The organism is Bacillus sp. GC_Bacil_1 (assembly GCF_026540675.1).
Classification (GTDB): Bacteria; Bacillota; Bacilli; order Bacillales; family Bacillaceae_G; genus Bacillus_A; species Bacillus_A cereus.
This window is the reverse complement of record NZ_JALNUG010000008.1, coordinates 177,422-199,443: the sequence shown is the minus strand read 5'-3', so window position 1 is coordinate 199,443 and position 22,022 is coordinate 177,422. Positions and strand designations below refer to the sequence as shown.

The window sequence follows — 22,022 nt, the reverse complement described above, 5'->3', positions numbered from 1 at the left end:
CATTTTATTTTTATACCTTTTATTTTATAAAATAAAACATTGTTCAGTGTGTTTTTACTCTCTATTCATATCCTCACTCTTTGAACCTAAAACAAAATAATTGAATCATTCTATATCTTTTTATTTTTTATGAGCAAGGTAATACGATAAACTTCTAGATTTAGTCTCTTCTAAACAGAAAAGATTACATACTCCATTTATTAGTACCATTGCAGAAATTCACTGTATATAGTATTATTTATCGATGTTAGATACTATATATTGAGCAGGAGTGAATTTTATGAACAACTCAGACAATGTAAAACAGCAAAAAAATACTTTATGGACAACTTTTGATAAAATTATAAACAGTAACGATCAAGACTTAATGCAAGAAAATGCAAATGTTGATGGTCGATCTCCAATGGGAATGATGGGAACATTTGCATCAGAGAGCGCAAAACTTTATGTAAGGGAACATTTGCTTTCTAAACAAGTAAAACAAGCTATTAATCAAAATATTTTATACCCACACGATTTAGATTTTTATGCAACAGGAACAACCACTTGTTCACAAATTCCTTTAGCACAATTGCTGAAAAAAGGGTTCCACACTGGACATGGCCATATGAGACAACCACAAGATATTAAAAGTGCATTAGCACTCTCGTCTATTATTCTTCAAGCTAATCAAAATATGCAGCATGGTGGGCAATCTCTTGCCATGTTTGATATAGATTTAGCACCATATGTGAGGAAAACATTTGAAAAAAATAAGAAAAAGTTAAAAGACTATCCGCTAACAAAGGAACAAATCGAAGTGTTTGCATGGAAAGAAACAGAAAACGATACATATCAAGCATGTGAAGCATTTATTCATAATTCCAATAGTATGCATAGCCGTGGTGGTGGACAAGTTCCGTTTATTTCAATTAATTACGGAACAGATACATCAAAGGAAGGAAGGCTATTAATTAAACAATTACTACAGGCAACACAAGCGGGATTAGGAAAAAGTGAAACTCCTATTTTCCCCATTCAAATTTTCAAGTTAAAAAAAGGTGTGAATTTTGAAGAAAAAGATCCAAATTATGATTTATTTGAACTTGCATTAGAAACAACAGCAAAGCGATTGTTCCCTAACTTTTCATTTTTAGATGCGCCATTTAATGCAGCGTATTATAATGGGCACCCAGAAAGTGAAGTATGTTATATGGGTTGTCGTACTCGTGTGATGTCTAATATTCATGGTGAGGAGACAGCAATTGGCAGGGGAAATCTATCATTTACCTCTATTAATCTAGTAAAATTGGCTTTAATAAATGATTCAAAAGAGGGATTTTTCGAATCGTTAAATCATTATATCAAACTTAGCATTCGTCAATTGCTAGAAAGATATTCATATCAATGCACAAAAAAGGCAAGAGACTTTCAATTCCTATATTCACAAGGGATTTGGCGCAATGGAGAAAAACTACAACCGGAAGACTCAGTTACTGAGATTTTAAAGCAAGGAACATTGAGCCTTGGTTTTATTGGACTTGCGGAATGCTTGGTTGCCTTAACAGGAAAACACCATGGGGAAGATAAAGATTCATGGCAACTTGGAAAAGAAATTGTTACCTTTATGAGAAATAAGATGGACCAAGCAACAGAAGAACATTGCTTGAATTTCACTTTAATTGCAACTCCTGCCGAGGGACTATCAGGGAAGTTTATCAAAAAGGATTGTGCTGAGTTTGGAACTATTACAGGTGTAACCGATCATGATTACTATACAAATTCATTTCATATTCCAGTTTATTATCCTATTCAAGCAATTAATAAAATACGTTTAGAAGGACCGTTTCATGCTCTTTGTAACGGTGGTCATATTACGTATATTGAACTAGATGGGGCGGCAGCGCATAATCAAATGGCTTTAAAACAAATTGTTCAAGCAATGGCACAGTATGAAGTAGGATATGGTTCAATTAATCACCCAGTGGATCGTTGTAAATGTTGTGACTATAATGGAGTGATTGAAAATGAGTGCCCTAGCTGTGGAAATATAGAAGATCATCATATTGAAAGAATTCGCCGTATTACTGGATATCTTGTAGGGGACATGTCAAAATGGAACAATGCAAAGCGTAGTGAAGAAGCAGATCGTGTGAAACATAAATGAAGGTAATGAATATTATTCATGATAGTGTAGTAGATGGTGAAGGGTTACGGACAGTTGTGTTTTTTGCCGGTTGTCCGCATCATTGTTTAGGTTGCCATAACCCCAAATCATGGAATCTTTATAATGGTACCGAGATGAGTGTGAAAGATATTATAAAAGAAATTTCCACAAATCCTCTAACTGATGTAACATTTTCAGGTGGTGACCCATTTTTTCAAGCTATCGAGGTCAAAGAAGTTGCAAAGGCAGTAAAAAGTTTAAACAAAAATCTTTGGATTTACACTGGTTATACACTAGAAGAGATACAAAACTCACAAAACAAAGATATGATTGAGCTGTTACATTATGGAGATGTTTTAGTTGATGGAAGATTTGAAATCGAAAAAAGAGATTTGACACTTCCATTTCGCGGAAGCTCAAATCAACGTATTATACGACTAAAATAAATATAATTTCCTTGCTCTTTTTCGATTATTAGTCATTACTAATCCAATATTTATGAGCAGAAAGCATCTGCTCATAAATATTGGAAATATACAATAAAAAATTTATAAAAAGGGCCATGCTCAATTCTTACACTTTTTTTGCAATGCTTTTGGAACATATACACAAAAAGGTTCGCTTTCCATGTAATCCCCCGTAATCGCAAATGCCCTAGAACGAGATCCCCCACAAACATATCGAAACTCACAAACACCGCATTTTCCTTTATAATTGTCTGGATTACGAAGGCTTTGAAAAATAGGAGAGTTTCGATAAATTTCAGCTATCGGTTTTGATTTAATATTCCCGGTTTTAATTGGCAATAACCCACTTGGGTATACATCTCCAATATGAGAAATAAATACAACTCCATTTCCATCGTTCACTCCTTTTGGAGCGCGTCCAAATCCATTAATTCCGTCCATCATCCCTTCCATTAGTACATCTCTATATTGAATAATTTGATCGATTTTTTTAATCCCTTTCATTTTTTCTTGAAGAACAACGCGTCTATAGTGCTGAGCAGCTGTGGTTTTTATATCAAAAGAAACCGTTCTGCTAAGCTGGTATAGCCAGCGGAACACTCTTTCATGTTGAATTGGTGAAATCATATCTTCCTCTTTACCACGTCCTGTTGGGACTAAGAAAAATACACTCCACAACACACAACCTAATTCTTCTACTAAAATTGCCATATCTTTAAGTACACTCAAATTATAATTAGAAACAACTGTATTAATTTGAATAGGGATGTTTAATTCGTTTAAATGATGAATTGCATCCATTGTTAATTTAAATGATCCCTCTGTTCCTCTAAAATGATCGTGTACTTCAGCTGTTGGTCCATCTATACTAAATGCCCATCTAGCAATCCCAACCTCTTTTGCTTTTTTAATCGCTTCTTTAGTAACCTTTGGAGTAGCACTGGGCGTCATAGAAACCCGAATACCTTTCTTCACCGCGTATTCCGCAATATCATATATATCCGAACGCATTAATGGATCCCCACCAGTAAAAACAAGCATCGGATTATCCATTTCATAAATATCATCAATTAGTTTTTTTCCTTCTTCTAATGTTAACTCAAAAGGATCACGATAATGCTGTGCTTCAGCACGACAATGTAGACATTTTAATTTACATGCTCTTGTTAACTCCCATATTACAATAAATGGGTTTTTATTATAATCACGATTTGTCAAAAAGAAAGCCTCCCATCAACTTACATACTATATTGTAAAATTATATGTTCATTTATGTTGTGAGTTTTATCACGCATAAGTTTTTAGCAATTAAAAATCCCTCACCAAAATAGATCAAATTAAGATAAAAAAGCACTCCCCTATAAGTAGGAGAGCGCTTTTTATTTTAAAAATATCTTAAAAATTTATATTTTATATTTTTTTTATATAAATTTTATTTATTTATTATTTCTATTAGATTTCATCAAATCATCTAGTAATAAATCTAATTCTCTACTATAACAAATTACCTTTTCATGAGTGAATCCATACTGCTTAACAAGCGATATTAATTCCTCTTTTTTTTCAATTACTTGATTTAACTTCTTATAATTAGACATAGCTTTTGTACACTCCCATCTTACCTACATACAGGTCATCTAGGCAGCATTTTTGTTAGATGTTCTATTTAAAACAATGCTGTTTATAATATATATTTCCCCTTAACACCCATATACAATATATTTACAAATATCAAATACAAAATCTATGAACTTAAAAAGTTATACCTACTTAACTTATTACACACCTTTATATGTTTGTTTATATACTTCTTTTAATTCTGAAATCAATGGAAGTTTCGGATTTGCTGGTGTACATTGATCTTCAAATGCTCTTTCCGATAAGACATCCACAACATTGTCAAATGCTTCTTGTTTTACTCCTTGTCCTGCAATACTCATATTAATATTTAATTCTTTTCCAAGGCTGATAATTGCTTGCACAAGAGATTCTACCCCTTCTTCTACTGTACTTGCTGGTAGCCCCAATGTTCTTGCAATATATGCATAACGTTCATCTGCCACAAAATGCTCATATTTTGGGAACAATGCATGTTTTCTCGGCTTAATGGCATTATAGCGAATTACATGTGGCATTAAGATTGCGTTAGCGCGTCCATGTGGAATGTGAAATTCTGGCCCAAGCTTATGCGCCAAACTGTGATTAATACCAAGAAATGCATTTGCAAAAGCCATACCTGCAATTGCAGAAGCATTATGCATTTTTTCACGTGCTTCTTCATCATTTCCGTTTTTATATGCTCGCGGTAAATATTTAAATACTAGATCAATGGCTTTTAAGGCCAATCCATCTGTATAGTCATTTGCCATAATAGACACGTATGCTTCAATTGCATGTGTTAACACATCCATTCCAGTGTCTGCTGTTACATGAGGTGGCACTGTCATTACAAACTGTGGATCAATAATCGCTACATCTGGTGTTAATTCATAATCAGCAAGTGGATATTTTATATTATTTTTTTTATCTGTAATAACCGCGAATGGTGTCACTTCTGACCCTGTTCCTGATGTTGTTGGAATCGCAACAAATTGTGCTTTTTGCCCTAATGTTGGAAACTTACATGTACGTTTTCTAATATCTAAAAACTTTTGTTTGATTCCAAAGAATGTTGTTTCTGGATATTCATAAAATAGCCACATTCCTTTTGCTGCATCCATTGCTGAACCTCCGCCCAATGCAATAATTACATCAGGTTTGAAGCTTCTCATCATCTCAGCACCCTTGAATACTGTTTCATCTGATGGATCTGGTTCTACCTCTGAGAAAACACCTACTTTTACATCATTTAAATGCTGTTGTAAGTAATGTGTAACTGTGTCCACATATCCCAGGTCTACCATTCCTGGATCCGTTACAATGAATGCTCGTGAAATGTTTGGCATCTTAGCTAAATATTGTGTCGCATGTTTTTCAAAAAAAACCTTAGGTGGTAATTTGAACCATTGCATATTATTTTTTCTAGTCGCCAAACGCTTTACATTTATTAAATGTGTAGCTGTTACGTTTTGGGAAACAGAATTCTTACCATATGATCCACAACCTAATGTTAAAGATGGAATAAATGCGTTATATATATCACCAATCCCACCTTGTGCTGACGGTGAATTTACAATAAGACGACAAGCTTTCATTCTTAAACCAAATTGTTTTTGTACTTCTTTATTTGTAGAATGAATAACTGCTGAATGCCCTAAGCCACCCAAATTTAACATTTCTTCACAGTATTTAAATCCTTCTTCTCGTGAATTTGCTTTGATACAAGCTAATACTGGGCTCAATTTTTCACGTGATAGTGGATATTCTGCACCCACTCCCTTAATTTCAGCTACAAGTATTTTTGTATCTTCTGGTACCTTAATGCCTACTAATGAAGCAATATAATGTGCTGATTTCCCAACAATATCACTATTTACTGCACATGTATTTTCATTAATAACAAGCTTCTCTAATTTTATTCTCTCTTCTTCTGTAACAAAATAACAATTGTTGTCTTGCATTTCTGTTTTTACACTATTATAGATTTCCTTATCTACAATGATTGCTTGTTCAGAAGCACAAATCATACCATTATCAAATGTTTTTGATAAAATTAAATCATTTACAGCTCGTTTTACATGTGCTGATTTCTCTAAATAACAAGGTACATTCCCAGGTCCTACTCCTAAGGCCGGTTTCCCTGTAGAGTATGCTGATTTCACCATTCCAGCACCTCCGGTTGCAAGAACAAGTGCAACCCGCTCATGGTTCATTAATCTTTTTGTTGCCTCAACAGAAGGTTTTTCAATCCATTGAATGCAATTTTTCGGTGCCCCTGCCTTAATTGCAGCATCTCTTAAAATTTTAGCCGCTGCAACAGAGCATCGCTGAGCAGATGGATGAAAAGCAAAAATAATTGGATTTCTTGTTTTCATTGCAATAATTGCTTTAAACATAGTTGTTGAAGTAGGATTCGTTACTGGTGTCACACCAGCAACTACACCTACTGGTTCGGCAATTTCAATGACTTCTTCATGTGGATCTTCATGAATAATTCCTACAGTCTTATCTTTTTTTATGCTATGCCAAATATATTCAGTCGCAAATATATTTTTTGTACATTTATCCTCATACACACCTCGACCAGTTTCCTCTACCGCCATTTTTGCTAATGGCATATGTTGATCTAATCCAGATAGTGCCATTTCATGAACAATATGATCTACTTGCTCTTGCGTATAAGATTCCATTGCTTTTAGTGCTTCTTTTCCATTTTCAACTAAAGTATTAACAACTTCTTGTACATCATTTTCATCTTTAATTACTACGTTGACCATTGCTTGTACTTCTTTTTCATCTGTCTTTTTTGTCATATTAAAGCCTCCAGATCACTATAAAAATAGATTTAAAATGTTGGAACTTATTGTTTTCATCTTGCCTATTAAGTAAAGTCTTAAAACATGTGAAGTATTTCACAAGTAATGATATGAAATTTTCAACTACTCCCACTATACATGAAATGACTATTTTTTATTGTGTATTTTTTGTGAAGTATTTCACAAATATTTATAATAATTCTAATCAATAATTACTTATTTACACCATCAATATATACAATTACATTCTCAGTTGTATTATTTCTCAATTCAATGTACACTTCAGCATTAAAATACAATATTTGTTGATGCCTTAATATCTCAATTTCATTATCAATTATAACCATTGTTTCACCGAAAACTGCATAGATACATATATCCTTGTTCAAATATTTTGGTATGACAACATTACCTGACGGATTAATGAAAAAAAATGATGGGAATGTATTTTCAGTTTTATTAATAATTGTTTTGAATACATCATCATTTAATCCCATAGGTGTTACATTTTTTAGTTGCATAAATATCACTCCTATTCATGTATAAAAAATTTAATAAAGTATAATAAATTTATACTCTATTTTTACAAACTTATAGCTAGGATCTTGACTTTGCCTATAAGTTTATAACTATTAATTTCCTAAAGCAATAGTAATTCATCTTCTTGTAAAGGACTATTAATTTGTTATAGTATGTAAATCTCTTTGTTGTGATAACTCTACTAAAGAAGACACTTAACACTTATATGTAATTTATCTAGTAGTATTTTATGTGTATAGTAGTTAGAAATTTTTATTAATAAATTTTGAAAACATTAGTATATATAATATAAATTATTTTTTATTTAAAAATATTTTGTTTGTCCCCATCCTCTCTAAAATATTCCCCCTTTTCTTAAAATCTTATATAAATATATATCTTATATATATTAAAAATATAAAGATAAAACTTTTATAGGTTCATAAAATATAGAATAAAGCCTGCTATGACAATGTTTTTAACATACCCTACTGTAAAAAATCATAAATGGTATGTAATGGGAGTGTAAAAATAGACTTTGTTGTACCATCCTTTCTACATAAAATCATAAAATAATATCACTATTCCTACATAAAAAATGAAGAAAAATAATTCATTGATAAGTATATTTATTCAACCGTAAATAAGAAGATATTCTCGATAGTTGTCCCCAATTTGTAGTTATTTGTACACAATCTATACACAAGGATCATAATTTAATCCACTTAATTCAGTTATTCATATTTAATCACATAAAACTTGATGAATTTTAGTAGATTTACTTATAGAACCTTTATATAGCAACAATAGTATGATATTTTTATTCACAAATGATACTTTTTATAAACATATCTACTAAAAATTTAATTTTTCTTATGATTTTATGTAGAGTAAAATCTCTATTTATATAGGTATTGGATACCTATTCAAGTTACTATTGTGGAAATTAAGAAGGATGAATAACTTTTATTGTATAGAAGTGCATAAAAAAAGACTCTATTTTCAATAGAATCTTTTAGAAAAGTATATAAATGTATCTAATAGAAAGATTTTGAATGATAGAGCCAACACGAATAGCCCTCTACTTTGATTTTTTTTCAAATATAGAGAGCTGAAAATGATTACATTTCTTCCATTACTTTTAATACCTGTTCAGTTGATGTTACTTGAATTCCAGTACGTATCAGCTTTTCCAAGGCACGTATAAAGGTAATTAAATTTATGCTATCAGGTACTTCAATTACCCTTAGCTTTTCTTTTGGTAATTTATCTATCTTTTCAATGAACAATTCACGTACATCGCTAGGAATAAAGCGTTCCTTATGTCCTTTTATTTTTAGAAGTTCACGCATTTCTATTTCTAAAGCCATATAAGCATTTAGATTTGCACCTTGTTCATAAGCGTATTTTCTAAATAATGTTTCTTCTTGATATCTTAGATAATTACGATGGTAAGATTCCTCTGTAACAGGTACGGCAAATTTGTTCTTTAATAACTCAAATGTTTTACGGAACAGTTTCTTGATGCTTCGGCGAGAGTACATAGAGAAATGCAATCCGAAATCAAATATAGCTTGTTCTTTTTGTTTTGCGGGTACGTGCTGTGTAATAAGAGGATAAACCCCTTCTTTAGCTGCGGTATCAAGAATATGATACTGTGATGTTTGATTCAATAATTTTTTCAGTGTATATACTAACTTACTTGGATATTTTTCAGTGCGATCAATCATGTCACGCAAACTATGTATTACACTACGGATTTGTCGATGACAGGTATTTTTAAGTACATGAATAAATTTATTCATGTCTCGTGTAAATTCCCCAATATGCATTTCTTGTAGTGTAGATTCAATAAATCGGGCTTTACGGGCATACGTAACCTTTGGAGTAAAAGGATCACGATACTGTAGTTCGCCTGATTCTTTTCCACATAAGAAGTCTGAATGAATAGATAAAAATAAAGTCGTGTATTTTTTCTTGTTTTGAACCCCTTTTTGTAGTTTACAGATTTTGAATAGTGGAGTTCCTGTACAAGGCAATACAGTCGTTAGTTCTTTCATAACTGCACGAATTTGATGTGGATACTTCTTATGTAGAAAGCGGTACATCCCACCAAAGTGAGTCTTATTACCTCTTTCATCCTGTTTGTCTAAAGAACGTTTTAATGTAGTTTCTCTATGCTGTTGCATAGCAATATCTAAGAATAGCTTCTTAGATGCTATTGAAAGTTCAAAGAAAGCCTTTGTAAAGACTACAGGACTAATGTAAACATAAGGATTTGCTTTTTCTGTTTCTTCATTCATAAAATGAGTTATTTTAATTGTGTATCGACTATCTAATTCATTTTCAATCGTAATAATGTTATGTAGGCTTAATTTTCTTAATGCAATATAGAATTGAGAATGCTGTATACATGCCAATTCTTCTTTGTATTGCTTATAGTCTTCCCAAAGCATATGTACTGTTACGTTTGGAATAATACCATTTGTATAGCATTTTTTATGTAGATAAAGGAATACTTCAAGATCTGCATTTGTAATACCGTACAATCTATGTTTTCTTCCCATTGTCTTTGAAATAGTATGACGTGAAAAAGATGGCTTTGCCTGTGCAACAAATCCATCGATATCCGCAATACGTTCTTCATACGACATTTGATTAATAATATCTTCAAGGTATGTATCTTTATAGCTATAGTATTTTCCTTCCAATGCATCAACAAGTGCTTGCCAAGATTTTAATGTAACGATAACCGCATTAGTAGATTGTCCATTTAGACTACGTTGATTACGAATAACAAATGATTTGCTCATCTTTTTCACCTCCTATACAAATTAAAATATACATATCCGTACAATATAAAATATACCGATTTTAATTATAGCAAATCAAAATTCGATGAAATGGGCCCCTTTAAGAGCAAACATGAAAAAATGAAATGTACGTTAATCCCTTTCATATCAAGGGGTTTCGGGTTTTGTTCTATTTTTTTTATGGACATGATATCACTATGGATTTTCATGTTCCGAATAAACAAGAAAATGAGTTATAAACTGCTAATAAACGTTGTTCTAATAGGATTGGAAGCTTATTTTCACAAAAATATAAGGGACATGATAGGGCTGTGTATTTTCATATTTCTATTTATTAAAATTCACATGAAAATCGTTAATAAACATTGATGTTAAAGGGATTTATATGAAATTTGGCATTTATAAAAGGAACATGATACCGCTAGGAGTGATTCATCTTTTCAGATAGAAAGGGACATGATACCGCTATAAATTTTCATGTTTTATAATCCCCTGAAATCTGAGAAGATGTGGTATAAATGTATGGTATATAAGGGATTTAAGAGGATTTATGAAACACGAAAGGGACATGATACCGCTATAAATTTTCTTGTTTCATACCTTGAATATAGAAGAAACCCTTTTGTATCAAGGATAGAAAAGATTATGAAAAAATATATAGTTTAATTTCATGAAACATTTTAGGCTGGATTTTTTTCATGTTTTAATCAAAAGGGACATGATACCGCTATAAATTTTCACTTTGTATGCAAAATTTAATGAGTTTTACCATATATACAGCGAAACTGTTAAAACATGAATACCTAGCTTTTTCATGTTTATTCAAAAGGGACATGATATCGCAAAAGAATTTCATGTTTCAGCTAATCCCTTGAAAAATATTGGTTTTCATATAACGTCTTACCTTTTCCAAATGGATACAGTCTTGTATAATCAGTAAAAGAGGTGGTTATAAGCATACGTGCTAGATTATCACTAAAGGATGGTTGGATAGAACTTACTGTATTCTTTTTTATTTTCATGAATAGGAACATCATAAGGCTATATAGATTTAAGTTTAAATCATTCTCAATTGTAAATTAAATAAGGAGAAGGATGTATATGGATAATGTTCTACAATTGTTTAAAGATGCATTAGTAATATCAGCACCTATCTATAAACATAATGAACAATTGTGGTATAAATGGAATGCTTATTACTTAGAAGTTAAAGAAGATACTAGTAGGATCGTAACTTCGGACTATTTTTCCCCATCATTTTCAATGCTTGTACAGTGGCTTGAACAGCAACAAAAAAAGGGAATCTCCTCTTTGGAAATATTCACCAACATAGAAGCTTACCAAATTGAAATTGATGTGGCGATAGGATTATTTGTGGAGCAAGAGTTTTCAAGAGCTAACAATGAAACCGTGCAGGAACCAAAGGAATCTAATACAAGTTTAGAGCACGAGAATTACTATGAAGTGAATAATTCTGCGGTTTATTATAAATTAAGAGATGGTATAGCAAAGAATCAATTTGAAGAAGATGAAAATACAAAGTTGAAATCTTATCCAATTGAAACGAAAGATAGTAGTGGAGTTGCACAACTTTCTTCACATAAAGATGAAGATTTAAGATTAATAAATATTGAAGAAGCTGCTCGTTGGAATACATTGGTTGATGGTGTAATGAGTAATATGGATGATTTAACTGCTGACTGTTTAGATGCAATTACTATCCAATGGTTAAATGAGGCAAAGTCCCCTGATGAATTCATAGACTTTTCATATAATCAGGTATTAGAAATGTGTAGTATACCTAAAGCAAAGGCTAATAACACAGAATATTATCGAGCAGAAGATAAAATAAAGGTTGCCAAACGAATTGCTGCCTTAGCAAGTATTTTTATCTATTTAAATGATGATAATGAGGTAGTTGTATTAAATGATCGAGCTGAAGCAGGTAAACATTATGAAGTAAAGCGAGAAGTTATTAAAAGGCTTTTTGTATTAGATTCTGTGGTACTCTGGAGAGATACTAACACTAACGAATATATGGGGATAGAATCTTGCAGGATTAAGCCAGGGAGCTTCTTATCAAGTTATTTATATGGTTCTAGTAGTACAACGGCACTATTATCAAAAAAAGCGTTAGAATATAATAGTTATAGACATAAATATCATAAGAGATTGATTCGTTATTTAACTTGGCAATGGAGAATTCGTCAAATGTTCTCTAGCTTAAAAAGGCCTTACTCTATAGGAGGAGATAAGGGATTACTGGCTGTCATGGGTATAAATCAAAATCAAAAGCCAAATCGTATTCGTGAACAGTTAGAAAATGTTCTTATTGATTTAGAGAAGGAAAAGGTAATATCACATTGGGAGTACAGTGAAGATTTAAAAGAGGAAATGTTAACAAAGAAGAATTGGTTTAAGAACTATTATGCTCAGTTAGGTATAATAATTTTACCGCCGAAAGAATTAATGAATTCAATAGAAAAAATAGTGAAGAAAAAAACAGTAGAGATCATACAAGAAGAGTCTCCTGTGAAAATAGAAAATAACACTTTAGATGTTGATGAGTATGAAAATTCAATTAGAGAAAAAATATCATACTTCCATATGAATAAAAATATTACAATGCGAGAACTTTCAAAAGAAATAGGTATATCACAACCTACCCTTTCTAGGTTTTATAATAAGAAAACAAAACGCCTTTCAGGCACGGCTAAAGATAAATTAAATCAGTGGTACAAAAGACAAATTATTATTGATAAGATGTAGAAAAAGCTTAAATTTATGATAAAAAGAGTCCCTATTTTAGGGACTCTTTTTATCATGGATTTATAACGCTAGTTACCAAATAAATTGGCCGTATCCAGATCTTCATATTCATCTTTTAGTACTGCTTTTTCAGTTGTTGATTCATTTTCTATATGTGTATCTTTAGAAGTAGAATTCTTTTCAGTAGATGAGATTATTCTATTTGAATCGGCTATCTCTTCTTCATTTGCTTGGCTTTCTTTTTGAATAGTAAGGTTTGAATTATTTAAAAGTATACGCTTAACATCATTTAAAAAGTCTTTATCTTGAAGTAAAATTTCTTTTTGCATTTGTTGTTGTATCTTATAATCAGCCACGTCTTGTAATCCGTGTTTATCAATAAAATAGCAAACAAGTTTATACAAAGAATCGGCTATATTGCTTTGTGACTCGAACCATTTAAAGAATTCTTCATTCTCAATCTTCTTGAGGTTCCAGAAGAAGGATTCTCTTTTTTTGTCGGACATACTATTTCACCTTTTTTCGAGAAAGAATTTTCTTGATAATTTGCATCCCCTTAGCATTCATATCTACAGCGTATTTCTCTGGAATCCACAATAAGTACATTCCAACTCGCTCACAATACTCTAATAATTGATTATATAATTCATCTTTAAAAGTAATACTTCCCCCACCATACACACATAAAACTTCAGCTTCACTGGCTGTATTGTTTACATATTTTTCATCTGTATCTTCTAGGATTAGTTCAGCTTGTTCCACTTTTGTAATATTAAAGTGGGTTGTTGCCTCTTCATGGTATTTATGATCTATATCTTGAAGAATTTGAGAGAATTGTTGGCGTTTAATGTTTGTGCCACGTTCTTGATTTAATAATTTTACAGCTTCTTCTGTAGCATGACCGACACCACGTCTTTCACCGCTACAAGCATCAATTACTGGGTTCACGCCAACTGTATAGATATACTCAGTTGTTCCATCCCCAATATCAGAATGTAGAATCTTTTTGTTTTTAAAGAAAGAGCCGTCAATTTTTTTGATTTCAAGTTTTTTTGCATATAGTTTAGTGAAATCAGTAAACATCTCCTCTTCCCCTTCAAGAATTGCAAATAACGGAGGAACACCCTCTTGTGTAATGTTTGCACTATTAAATGTTAAGCTAACCGTTACCTGCTCTTCTCCTACATAAACCACTACAACATGATTTGAATTAGTAAAACGCTGTTCTAAATGTTTAGCGTTTACGGGTGTCCATTGGCTTGCTGGGATAGCTGAAATAAGGTCGACAGTCACATTGATTGATTGTGGTAATTCTTCTGTGCGTTCCCATTCAAGTTGAACTGATTTGTTTGCAATTAATCCTAGCATATTAATTAGAGGTAAATCATCATTGTATTTTTGACCTACTTTAATGTTCATGTTTTTAGGATTTTTCCCTGTTAACATCGCTCGATTACCAATGAAATACATTCCGGATCTTCGAATTGATTTACTAGCAATATTTACGAACATATTATCTACTAAATTAACTACGTTTTTTTGGATGTTTGTCTCAGTAACATTAGGCATTGAGTAAACACTTTGATATACATTTTTCATTTTTATGTATTCACCATTGATGTAACCTTTAAATGAATCGTTCCCAATATCACCTTCTATGTCTATATGAAGAGTTTTGCCTTTTAAACTTGCCATTATACATCACCTCTATGAAATTTATTTCTAATTTATATCTAATAAATATATTATAACCTATAAAACCTTTAACAACAAGGTTTTTATAAAATTCATGAATAAAAAATATAATTTAAATATAAAATAGATATAAAATAAATATAAATTAGATAATAAATCGAGATGGATTGGGTTATTTCGGGATATTTCTGATCCTTTGTATTTTTAGATATATATTAGATATCTTTTAAATATCAATAAAATATAAAAGGCGTTATTGGTGGGAGGAATACGTTTGTCGAAGATGCCTTTTAAAATATCATGTTGCTTCTATGGTTTACGGATAGACTATTGATGATATATTTTGGGAACCCAAGGGATATCTAGTGGAATGAGGTATACATTTTAATCAGGAGGAAGAAAATTAGAAAGCAAGTAAGATTAATTACAAATATGACTTATACATACTTGAATAGTTAAAATGATTAGCTGAATAAACGTTATAAAGGTGTTATTCCGGTGTTTGATATTATGTGAACGCTAGGCGTTATTAATGCGTTAAACCCCTTTATATCAAAGATTTCAATGTTTTTTATAAACAAATAGCTGATAAAAGAAATGAGATTGGAAGATTAGATGTTTTTTGGTGTAGTAACGCATTGAAAGACGGTTTTAAACTGAGATCTTTACTATATAAGTTTGTTTTTGGCTATTTTGATGATAACTATAACTAAAAGACTAAAAAAGTAGTATGCAAATTAACCCTATACATATCAAGTTACAATATGTATTTTGTTGTATATGTTCTATTTGTATCTGCAGCACTCCTTTAAAAGAATAGAGAATCTATGAAATTTGATTTGAATATAAAATTGAACAGGATTAATTACAGATTCATATATATTTGCTAAACAAACGTTATTATGGTGTTTATCTGGCGAACTTAGCAGATGAACACTAGGCGTTTTTAAAGCGTTAAACATTGTAATAGCAACATTTAAAGGTGGTTTTAAAGAGAAAATGGTTTACGTAATGATAAAACCTATAAATTTATTTTTCGAGCTCAATAATAAAAAAAGTAGTTTATATAGGCTGTAAAGAATTTCAATTGAAGTATTTCTATATAAAAAATCACATAGATATCAAAGTAGTCTCTACATACATACTTAAATCATAGTGGCAATATAAAGCTATGTTGAAAAGGTGTTTTTTAGGAGGTTCATTGGTAACATACTTTGAAAAATAAAACTACTTTCTGAAGCAACTAATATAATATGATTTGGGATTGGATATATATCTAGGGTGTTAATCGGTTTACATACTTTTACTGTTTATAGTAGGAATGTAGTAAGTGATCCTCCGTGAACGCATAGCGTTCACGGAGGATCACAGGAATGCTGGCTTAAAGTTTAAAAGTAAGATATTTAAATAGATAATGAATAACCTTCAGTGCTCTTGTTTTATTTTTGAAATTAACTCTAAATTTTTGTGGTAAGACATCAAATTTTTTAACCAAAATTATATATTTAAGTTTCTTAAGTTACATTAAATACAATAGTTTTATTATATGAACGTTTTAGAAGTGTTATTTAGGCGTTGTTATTTTGTAATGGGGCCTACTTGAATCAATTTTTAGTTGCATATTTACATATTAATTAATTCGATGTTTTTGATGGATAGAGCAGAAGCTTCGGTAAAGAGATAATATGAGTGTAATTTAAAAGAATCTTCTTTTTTATATAAGGAGATTCAAGATAGAAATCTTAGTCCGGAGAGAAGTACGATGGATATAAGCATATGTTTTTTGAAATGAATTACTCTAGTTCAAACAAAATAAAATTCTACAAAAGAAACAAACGAACGGAAATATGGTTATAATAGATGATCAAACAAAAATATCTATAATCTATAGTGGAACGCTGTTTGTAAAGCCTATGAATTAGTACGACTGTTAGATGATACATAAAAGAATTAATGAAAATTGGTACTTCTGTTGAGAATGATGTGGGATTAGGAATTAAAGAAGTCTTTTTATTTATAAAAAAGCTAAATTTGTTCCAACAGTAGAAACTAGCTAATAAAAACAAAACGTATTCTTTTCAGAAGAACGAATGATACTTTGAACTGGCATATGTAGTCTAAAGAAGGCAATAATTTTTTGATGTATCTTAGATGTAATTTCAATAACGTTGGAGTCGAAGGCAAAATGTAATGAGGAGAAAGTTATAGTTATATCTAATCGCATACTTTAGGCATTTATTTTAGAGGTTTTACGAATGAATTTTTCATTATTATGGCATATTCTATAATAGATATATTAATCAAGGATTAACTAAAAAAATAAATCAATTCATTTCTAGCTTTACAATATAATTATAAAGAAATAGAAAAATTTTATAATGGGATTTATGAGTGTAACGAAAGTTACTATCACACATTGAGGGTTTCATGAACGTTATAAAAACGGTCATGAAACCCTCAGAAAATATTTTTAACACTACTAACAATTTTTTGTATAGGATGTATTTAATATGAGAATACTATTTATGTGAAACTGTGACCTCTTAACAATATTGCGATCTATTTAATATATGAGATTACTGTTTTATCCTGTTTTTCATAATTTCGTCAAGTATGGGACGATAGTTTACAATTGCAATGAGTTTTCTGCAACCAACATCCTATCTTAAGAATTCATAAAAAGCAATATCTACAATTATATGATAACAAGCCAAGCATTTTGGCTTACGTCAATTGGCATACACCTACCACGTTCACATTTTTGAGGAAATAGTTCTTTGTCAGAGATTGATAAAATTTATGCAATAATTTTGAGAATGCTACTTTTAAGCAACTATGCTTTTAAATGATGTTACCAAATCGAAGATGTTATAAATTTAAATTATTAATCCTAACTATAATCTATAAAGGTTAAGTGAATATTTTAAGGTATCGGGATTCTTGGAGAATCTAAACGTTATCAAAGTGTTATTTTAGTGTTTATTTTCACGTGAACGCTATCCGTTATTTTACCGACTAATCCCTTAACTACAACGTTAGGAGTTATTTAAAGAGTGTTACACCTAACAGATGTATGAATAAATAAAATAAGGATTCATATGATGTTTTGTTCCATTTGAATGATAAAAATAAAATATATCTATACATAAATTAGTATTCTATATATTATTTAATTCTTATAATATAATATATTTTATAACTAGTACTAAATGTTATAAAAACAATTTCAACTAAATGAAGTAAAAATATATCGTATTAAATTCTTTAAACAGGGATCAACTTGCAAGAAGCAAAGCATAATCTTCCAAGGGCTTATTTCAAGAAATCCACTAATTTTAGCTGTGTTATAGATGTTCATGAGAGTTTCATTCTTATAACACACATTATGATAAAGGTATTAACACAAGTTTAAATCATGAGAAGGAAGTATTTTATTTATAAAGTATATGAATTACGAGAATAGCCACCTAACAAATAAGAAATGGAGTGTCTTTTTATTTAATAATCTTGCATCTCCAAACATCCTTACAGGCTGTTTGAGGCGCAAGATGTTTAATACTGTAGGAATAAAAAAATGAACGCTTACGAAACGTTAATTTAACGATTCGTAAAACGTGAACGCATAGCGTTCACGAGGAATTCGGCACATTAACATTATACGTTTAGATATATTTATATCTAAACGTATAATGTGGCTTTAGGATAGATATGTCTTATTTAACAGTGTTGATAACGCGTATAAATTAGTAATAATGAACGCTGCGATGGTATGGTGCTTTTTTATCATTACAAATCTTAAGATGTATCCTAAGTTAATGTTAAGCTTAATATAACAAATACAATCTGATAAATTTATTAAAGTAGGCTGGAGATATATGAAGTATCTTTGGAATCCATAAGGCAGGACAAAGGGATAAGTAGTTGTGATTATGCTAAAATCTTTTTAACTTAAGTGTTATTGAGTGTTTTTTATGTGAACACTACCCGTTTTTTTTGCGTTTATCTCTTTAATATCAATATCCTGAGTTGTTTAAAGGATACAATATATGCTAAAGCAATATATAAAATCTGATAGGGTGTATCAATTAATAGTCCATAATAAAGCTGGATGTTTCTATGTTGTACTAATTAATGAACGTTATAATAACGACCCTGACTATGCTATATATGTCATAAAGTATTTTAAGCAAGTGGTATGAAATAAAGTAGTTGCTAAATTAAAAATAGTTGATGTTAGTAGACTATGTTCGAAGTATGATTACGGAAATATAGACATTAATTGGCGTGTTCTTCCTGTGGTACATATCTTATTAGCAAAGTTTTAAATTATAAGAGCGATAAGAATCGTCTAAAAGGCCTAGGAGCTATGTGATAGCGGCCTAACAAATTAAAGAATGGAAAATTTTCTTTGTTTAGTGTTTTGAACTTGAAACGATCTGTAAGGATATTAGATGGCAAGTATTTTAATACAATAAAAAAACGCTATGAGCGCTTACAAAACGTTAATTTAACGTTTTGTAAATAATGAACGCTATGCGTTCATTAGAGATTCAGTGCATAAATATAGTAGTTTTCCTTTAAGGACGACATAATGTAACTTTAGAAGTAAAAGATATGGCCTTTAATAATAGCGTTTATAACGCATAGGATTTAATAATAATGAATGCTGTGATTGATGACATTTATATGAAAAAATTTAGTCTGGCAAAATGAATTAAAGAAGACTAGAAAAAACATGGAGTTTCCTATACAGGTTTATTATGTGGTTAAGAAATTAGAGGAGTTGTCAATCTTACCTAAAAATTGACAAAGTAAACACTTAACTAATTTTAGGAAATAGGATTAACATGTTTTTATTAGCGATATAAAGAGTTTTTTGAATCCATAAGAAAGGTCCAATAAGATATGTTAAGAAAAATATATTGGACAACTGAGTACCTAGTATCCTTGAGGTAATGGATACCTAAGTACAGAAGCCAAACGGTTTCTAATTCAGTAGGCTATCCCAATAGTTCTTATGTTTAGCTTCATTTCTAAGATTGAGCGCTGTGTTACGATCTCTATCATGACGTGTGTCACAATAAGGATAGTCCTACTCACGAATGTTTAAATTTTTAGCATCTATGTTTTTATAGCTGCAATTGGAACATAATTGACTAGAAGCAAATGTTTTAGATATCACAACTAATTGTTCACTACACCACTTTACTTTATATTTCAACATTGTTTGAAATTGTGACCAAGACATGTCACTAATCGCTTTTACAAGCTTTCTATTTTTGAGCATACCACTGAATTATAAGTATTCTTTACCAATGACATGATGCTTTTTGATGATTTTAGTAGAAAGTTTATGTAATTAATCAACCCTTATAATAGCATCATGTATCACAGGCTATTTATTCTAGTTAGGATTAGTAACACAAGTTGTAAAAAACTACACTCTTCGAAATTTAACAAGAAAAAACGTATCATAGAAATTTTTTTTACAAAACTACATATTCGTGTTGTAAGGATGAGCAAAAAAAAAAGCGGTAGCTACCACTTTTTTTTTTTGCTCAATTAGATATATTTGATAAAAAACGTATATCTGATTTAATTTAAATTAAATAAACGTTGAATGAACGTTTTTTTGGTGTTATCTTGCTGTTCTTGGCGATCTTCATTTAATAGTTCAATTGCTTTATCCAGTTTTTCTTGTAATAACTGAATCTGTAGATCTTTGTCTTCTTTTTCTGAGCGTTCCTGTAATAACAATTTAATGATATCTTGGTTTTGTTGTACAATTTTATCTTGTTGCTCAAGCATGTGAGAAAATTTTTCTTGAATCATCAAAATATCAGTTTCTGAACGTTTTCTGAGCGTTACTTGAACTTCATTTTCCTCATGAACGCTATCCGTTTTCTGAGCGTTCTCTTCAGTATTTTCCATGCTTTCCATACTTCTTGTTGCAGCTTCTTCTAGTTTCCAGTTTTGATTTAAGTATTCTTTCATTTGCTTTAAGATATCTATATCATTCTCATAGTAAATTCGTTGATTACGCTCATTTCTTTCAAATATATATTCCATTTTTTCTAGTTCAATTGACCATCTGCGAAGTGTATTGGTGTTTATATCTAGTTGTTTTGCTACTTCTTGTGCAAAATATCCATATTCCAAACTTCACACCTCCATTATTTGTATGTTAGATATTGATTCGTTCTTGAAAAGATCTTTCCTTTAAGAGTAGAAATTTTTATAGGCAGCCATCTAATCATTTGTACTCATATCAGTTTGTTTGTATACATACTTATATATTAAGTCAGTATATACATCTAGCGTTAATGTTTTTTCAATAATGAACGCTATTCGTTCTAATAGCGTTCATTGTTGGAAGTGAACAAGTATTTATACAACATTAATGTACATAGGAAACTATTTTAAAACTAACTATTAATATTAGAAGTTTGTTGCTGATATAAGAATTTTACTAGATATTTGCAATAGAATCAAAGCTTTCATTAATAGAATTAGCAATTAAGTAAGGTTTTTATAGTACATATGCCTAAAAAGCAAATAAAAAGCTTTATTTATATGTGAACGCTATGCGTTAAAGTAGCGTTTTATTGTTGTATGAAAGCATGTATAGATATTGTTTGAATTTTTAAAAGATGCTGATATTATTTGTTGGATTTTGAATCTCGAACAGGGTTATTTTTATAAGTGAAAAGTAATGAGGATATTGGGAGATGAAATATATTAATTAAATATTAAATAATCATAGCTAAAAAACTTAATTTGAGGTTTCATTTGTATTAGTATGGACCAGATTTCTGAATAATATACATTATAAATTTGATATGAAATGTAGATGTGTATAGGAAGATGAAAAGGGGGGCAATAAATCTAGACGTTTATTAATTTTACTAGTAATTAGGGTGAAGGATTTCAAGAGTCGTTAAAAGTAATAGAACAGATGCTAGAACAAAATGTAGATTGTACTATAGTTGAAGAGGGGGACGAAGACACTTGTATAATGAAATCAGTTGTTAAGACAATTCGTGAAATAAGTTATTATACCTTTTAAAGAGTGAAATCAATGAGTACGAAGATTTTAAAGAACATAGGTAATTTAGAAAAAGCTAATTCAATATTATTGAATAATTTTGATGAATAACAAAAGCCAGTGTAGTTATATAATCAATAGAATCATATTTTA

Annotated in this window: 11 protein-coding genes and 1 pseudogene; 3 read left to right on the top strand and 9 right to left on the bottom strand. The window is 30.5% G+C overall.

The window, feature by feature from the left end:
- The first annotated feature begins 280 nt into the window (after positions 1 to 280).
- Both OXT04_RS14600 and nrdG read left to right on the top strand, forming a co-directional pair.
- On the top strand, positions 281 to 2,146 hold the full coding sequence (locus tag OXT04_RS14600) for an anaerobic ribonucleoside triphosphate reductase (RefSeq protein WP_061660641.1): 1,866 nt from the start codon (positions 281 to 283) through the stop codon (positions 2,144 to 2,146).
- On the top strand, positions 2,143 to 2,592 hold the full coding sequence (gene nrdG, locus OXT04_RS14595) for an anaerobic ribonucleoside-triphosphate reductase activating protein (protein ID WP_081143962.1): 450 nt from the start codon (positions 2,143 to 2,145) through the stop codon (positions 2,590 to 2,592). Before OXT04_RS14600 ends, nrdG begins: the two co-directional genes overlap by 4 nt.
- A gap of 120 nt (positions 2,593 to 2,712) precedes the next feature.
- Here the strand turns inward: nrdG and OXT04_RS14590 are convergent, their stop codons facing one another.
- From OXT04_RS14590 to OXT04_RS14570, 5 genes are all read right to left on the bottom strand, one after another.
- Positions 2,713 to 3,831, bottom strand: a complete 1,119-nt coding sequence (locus OXT04_RS14590) for a TIGR04053 family radical SAM/SPASM domain-containing protein (RefSeq protein ID WP_000184720.1) — start codon at positions 3,829 to 3,831, stop codon at positions 2,713 to 2,715.
- 218 nt (positions 3,832 to 4,049) lie between these two features.
- Entirely contained in the window at positions 4,050 to 4,211 is a 162-nt protein-coding gene (locus OXT04_RS14585; RefSeq protein WP_002099070.1) for a Spo0E family sporulation regulatory protein-aspartic acid phosphatase, read from the bottom strand.
- A 180-nt stretch (positions 4,212 to 4,391) separates the two neighbouring features.
- Positions 4,392 to 6,989 carry a bifunctional acetaldehyde-CoA/alcohol dehydrogenase gene (gene adhE, locus OXT04_RS14580; protein ID WP_267415622.1) on the bottom strand — a complete coding sequence of 866 codons (2,598 nt, stop codon included), beginning with the start codon at positions 6,987 to 6,989 and terminating at the stop codon, positions 4,392 to 4,394.
- A 251-nt stretch (positions 6,990 to 7,240) separates the two neighbouring features.
- A complete protein-coding gene (locus tag OXT04_RS14575) occupies positions 7,241 to 7,549 on the bottom strand; it encodes a hypothetical protein (protein ID WP_001176238.1) in 309 nt (102 codons plus the stop codon).
- A 1,119-nt stretch (positions 7,550 to 8,668) separates the two neighbouring features.
- Positions 8,669 to 10,360 (bottom strand): hypothetical protein, encoded by a 1,692-nt coding sequence (locus OXT04_RS14570; protein WP_097826295.1) that lies wholly within the window; start codon positions 10,358 to 10,360, stop codon positions 8,669 to 8,671.
- Positions 10,361 to 11,461: 1,101 nt separating this feature from the next.
- Here OXT04_RS14570 and OXT04_RS14565 point away from each other — a divergent pair.
- Entirely contained in the window at positions 11,462 to 13,129 is a 1,668-nt protein-coding gene (locus OXT04_RS14565) for a helix-turn-helix domain-containing protein (protein ID WP_000370965.1), read from the top strand.
- Positions 13,130 to 13,197: 68 nt separating this feature from the next.
- Here the strand turns inward: OXT04_RS14565 and OXT04_RS14560 are convergent, their stop codons facing one another.
- The 4 genes and pseudogenes from OXT04_RS14560 to OXT04_RS14545 form a co-directional block, all read right to left on the bottom strand.
- Positions 13,198 to 13,635 carry a hypothetical protein gene (locus OXT04_RS14560; RefSeq protein ID WP_001280893.1) on the bottom strand — a complete coding sequence of 146 codons (438 nt, stop codon included), beginning with the start codon at positions 13,633 to 13,635 and terminating at the stop codon, positions 13,198 to 13,200.
- A gap of 1 nt (position 13,636) precedes the next feature.
- Positions 13,637 to 14,824 (bottom strand): ParM/StbA family protein, encoded by a 1,188-nt coding sequence (locus OXT04_RS14555; RefSeq protein WP_000157615.1) that lies wholly within the window; start codon positions 14,822 to 14,824, stop codon positions 13,637 to 13,639.
- Between the two features lie 4,987 nt (positions 14,825 to 19,811).
- Positions 19,812 to 20,183 (bottom strand): annotated as a pseudogene (locus OXT04_RS14550) (RNA-guided endonuclease TnpB family protein); the annotation flags it as partial.
- 236 nt (positions 20,184 to 20,419) lie between these two features.
- Positions 20,420 to 20,983, bottom strand: a complete 564-nt coding sequence (locus OXT04_RS14545; RefSeq protein ID WP_000455692.1) for a MerR family transcriptional regulator — start codon at positions 20,981 to 20,983, stop codon at positions 20,420 to 20,422.
- Positions 20,984 to 22,022: the final 1,039 nt, after the last annotated feature.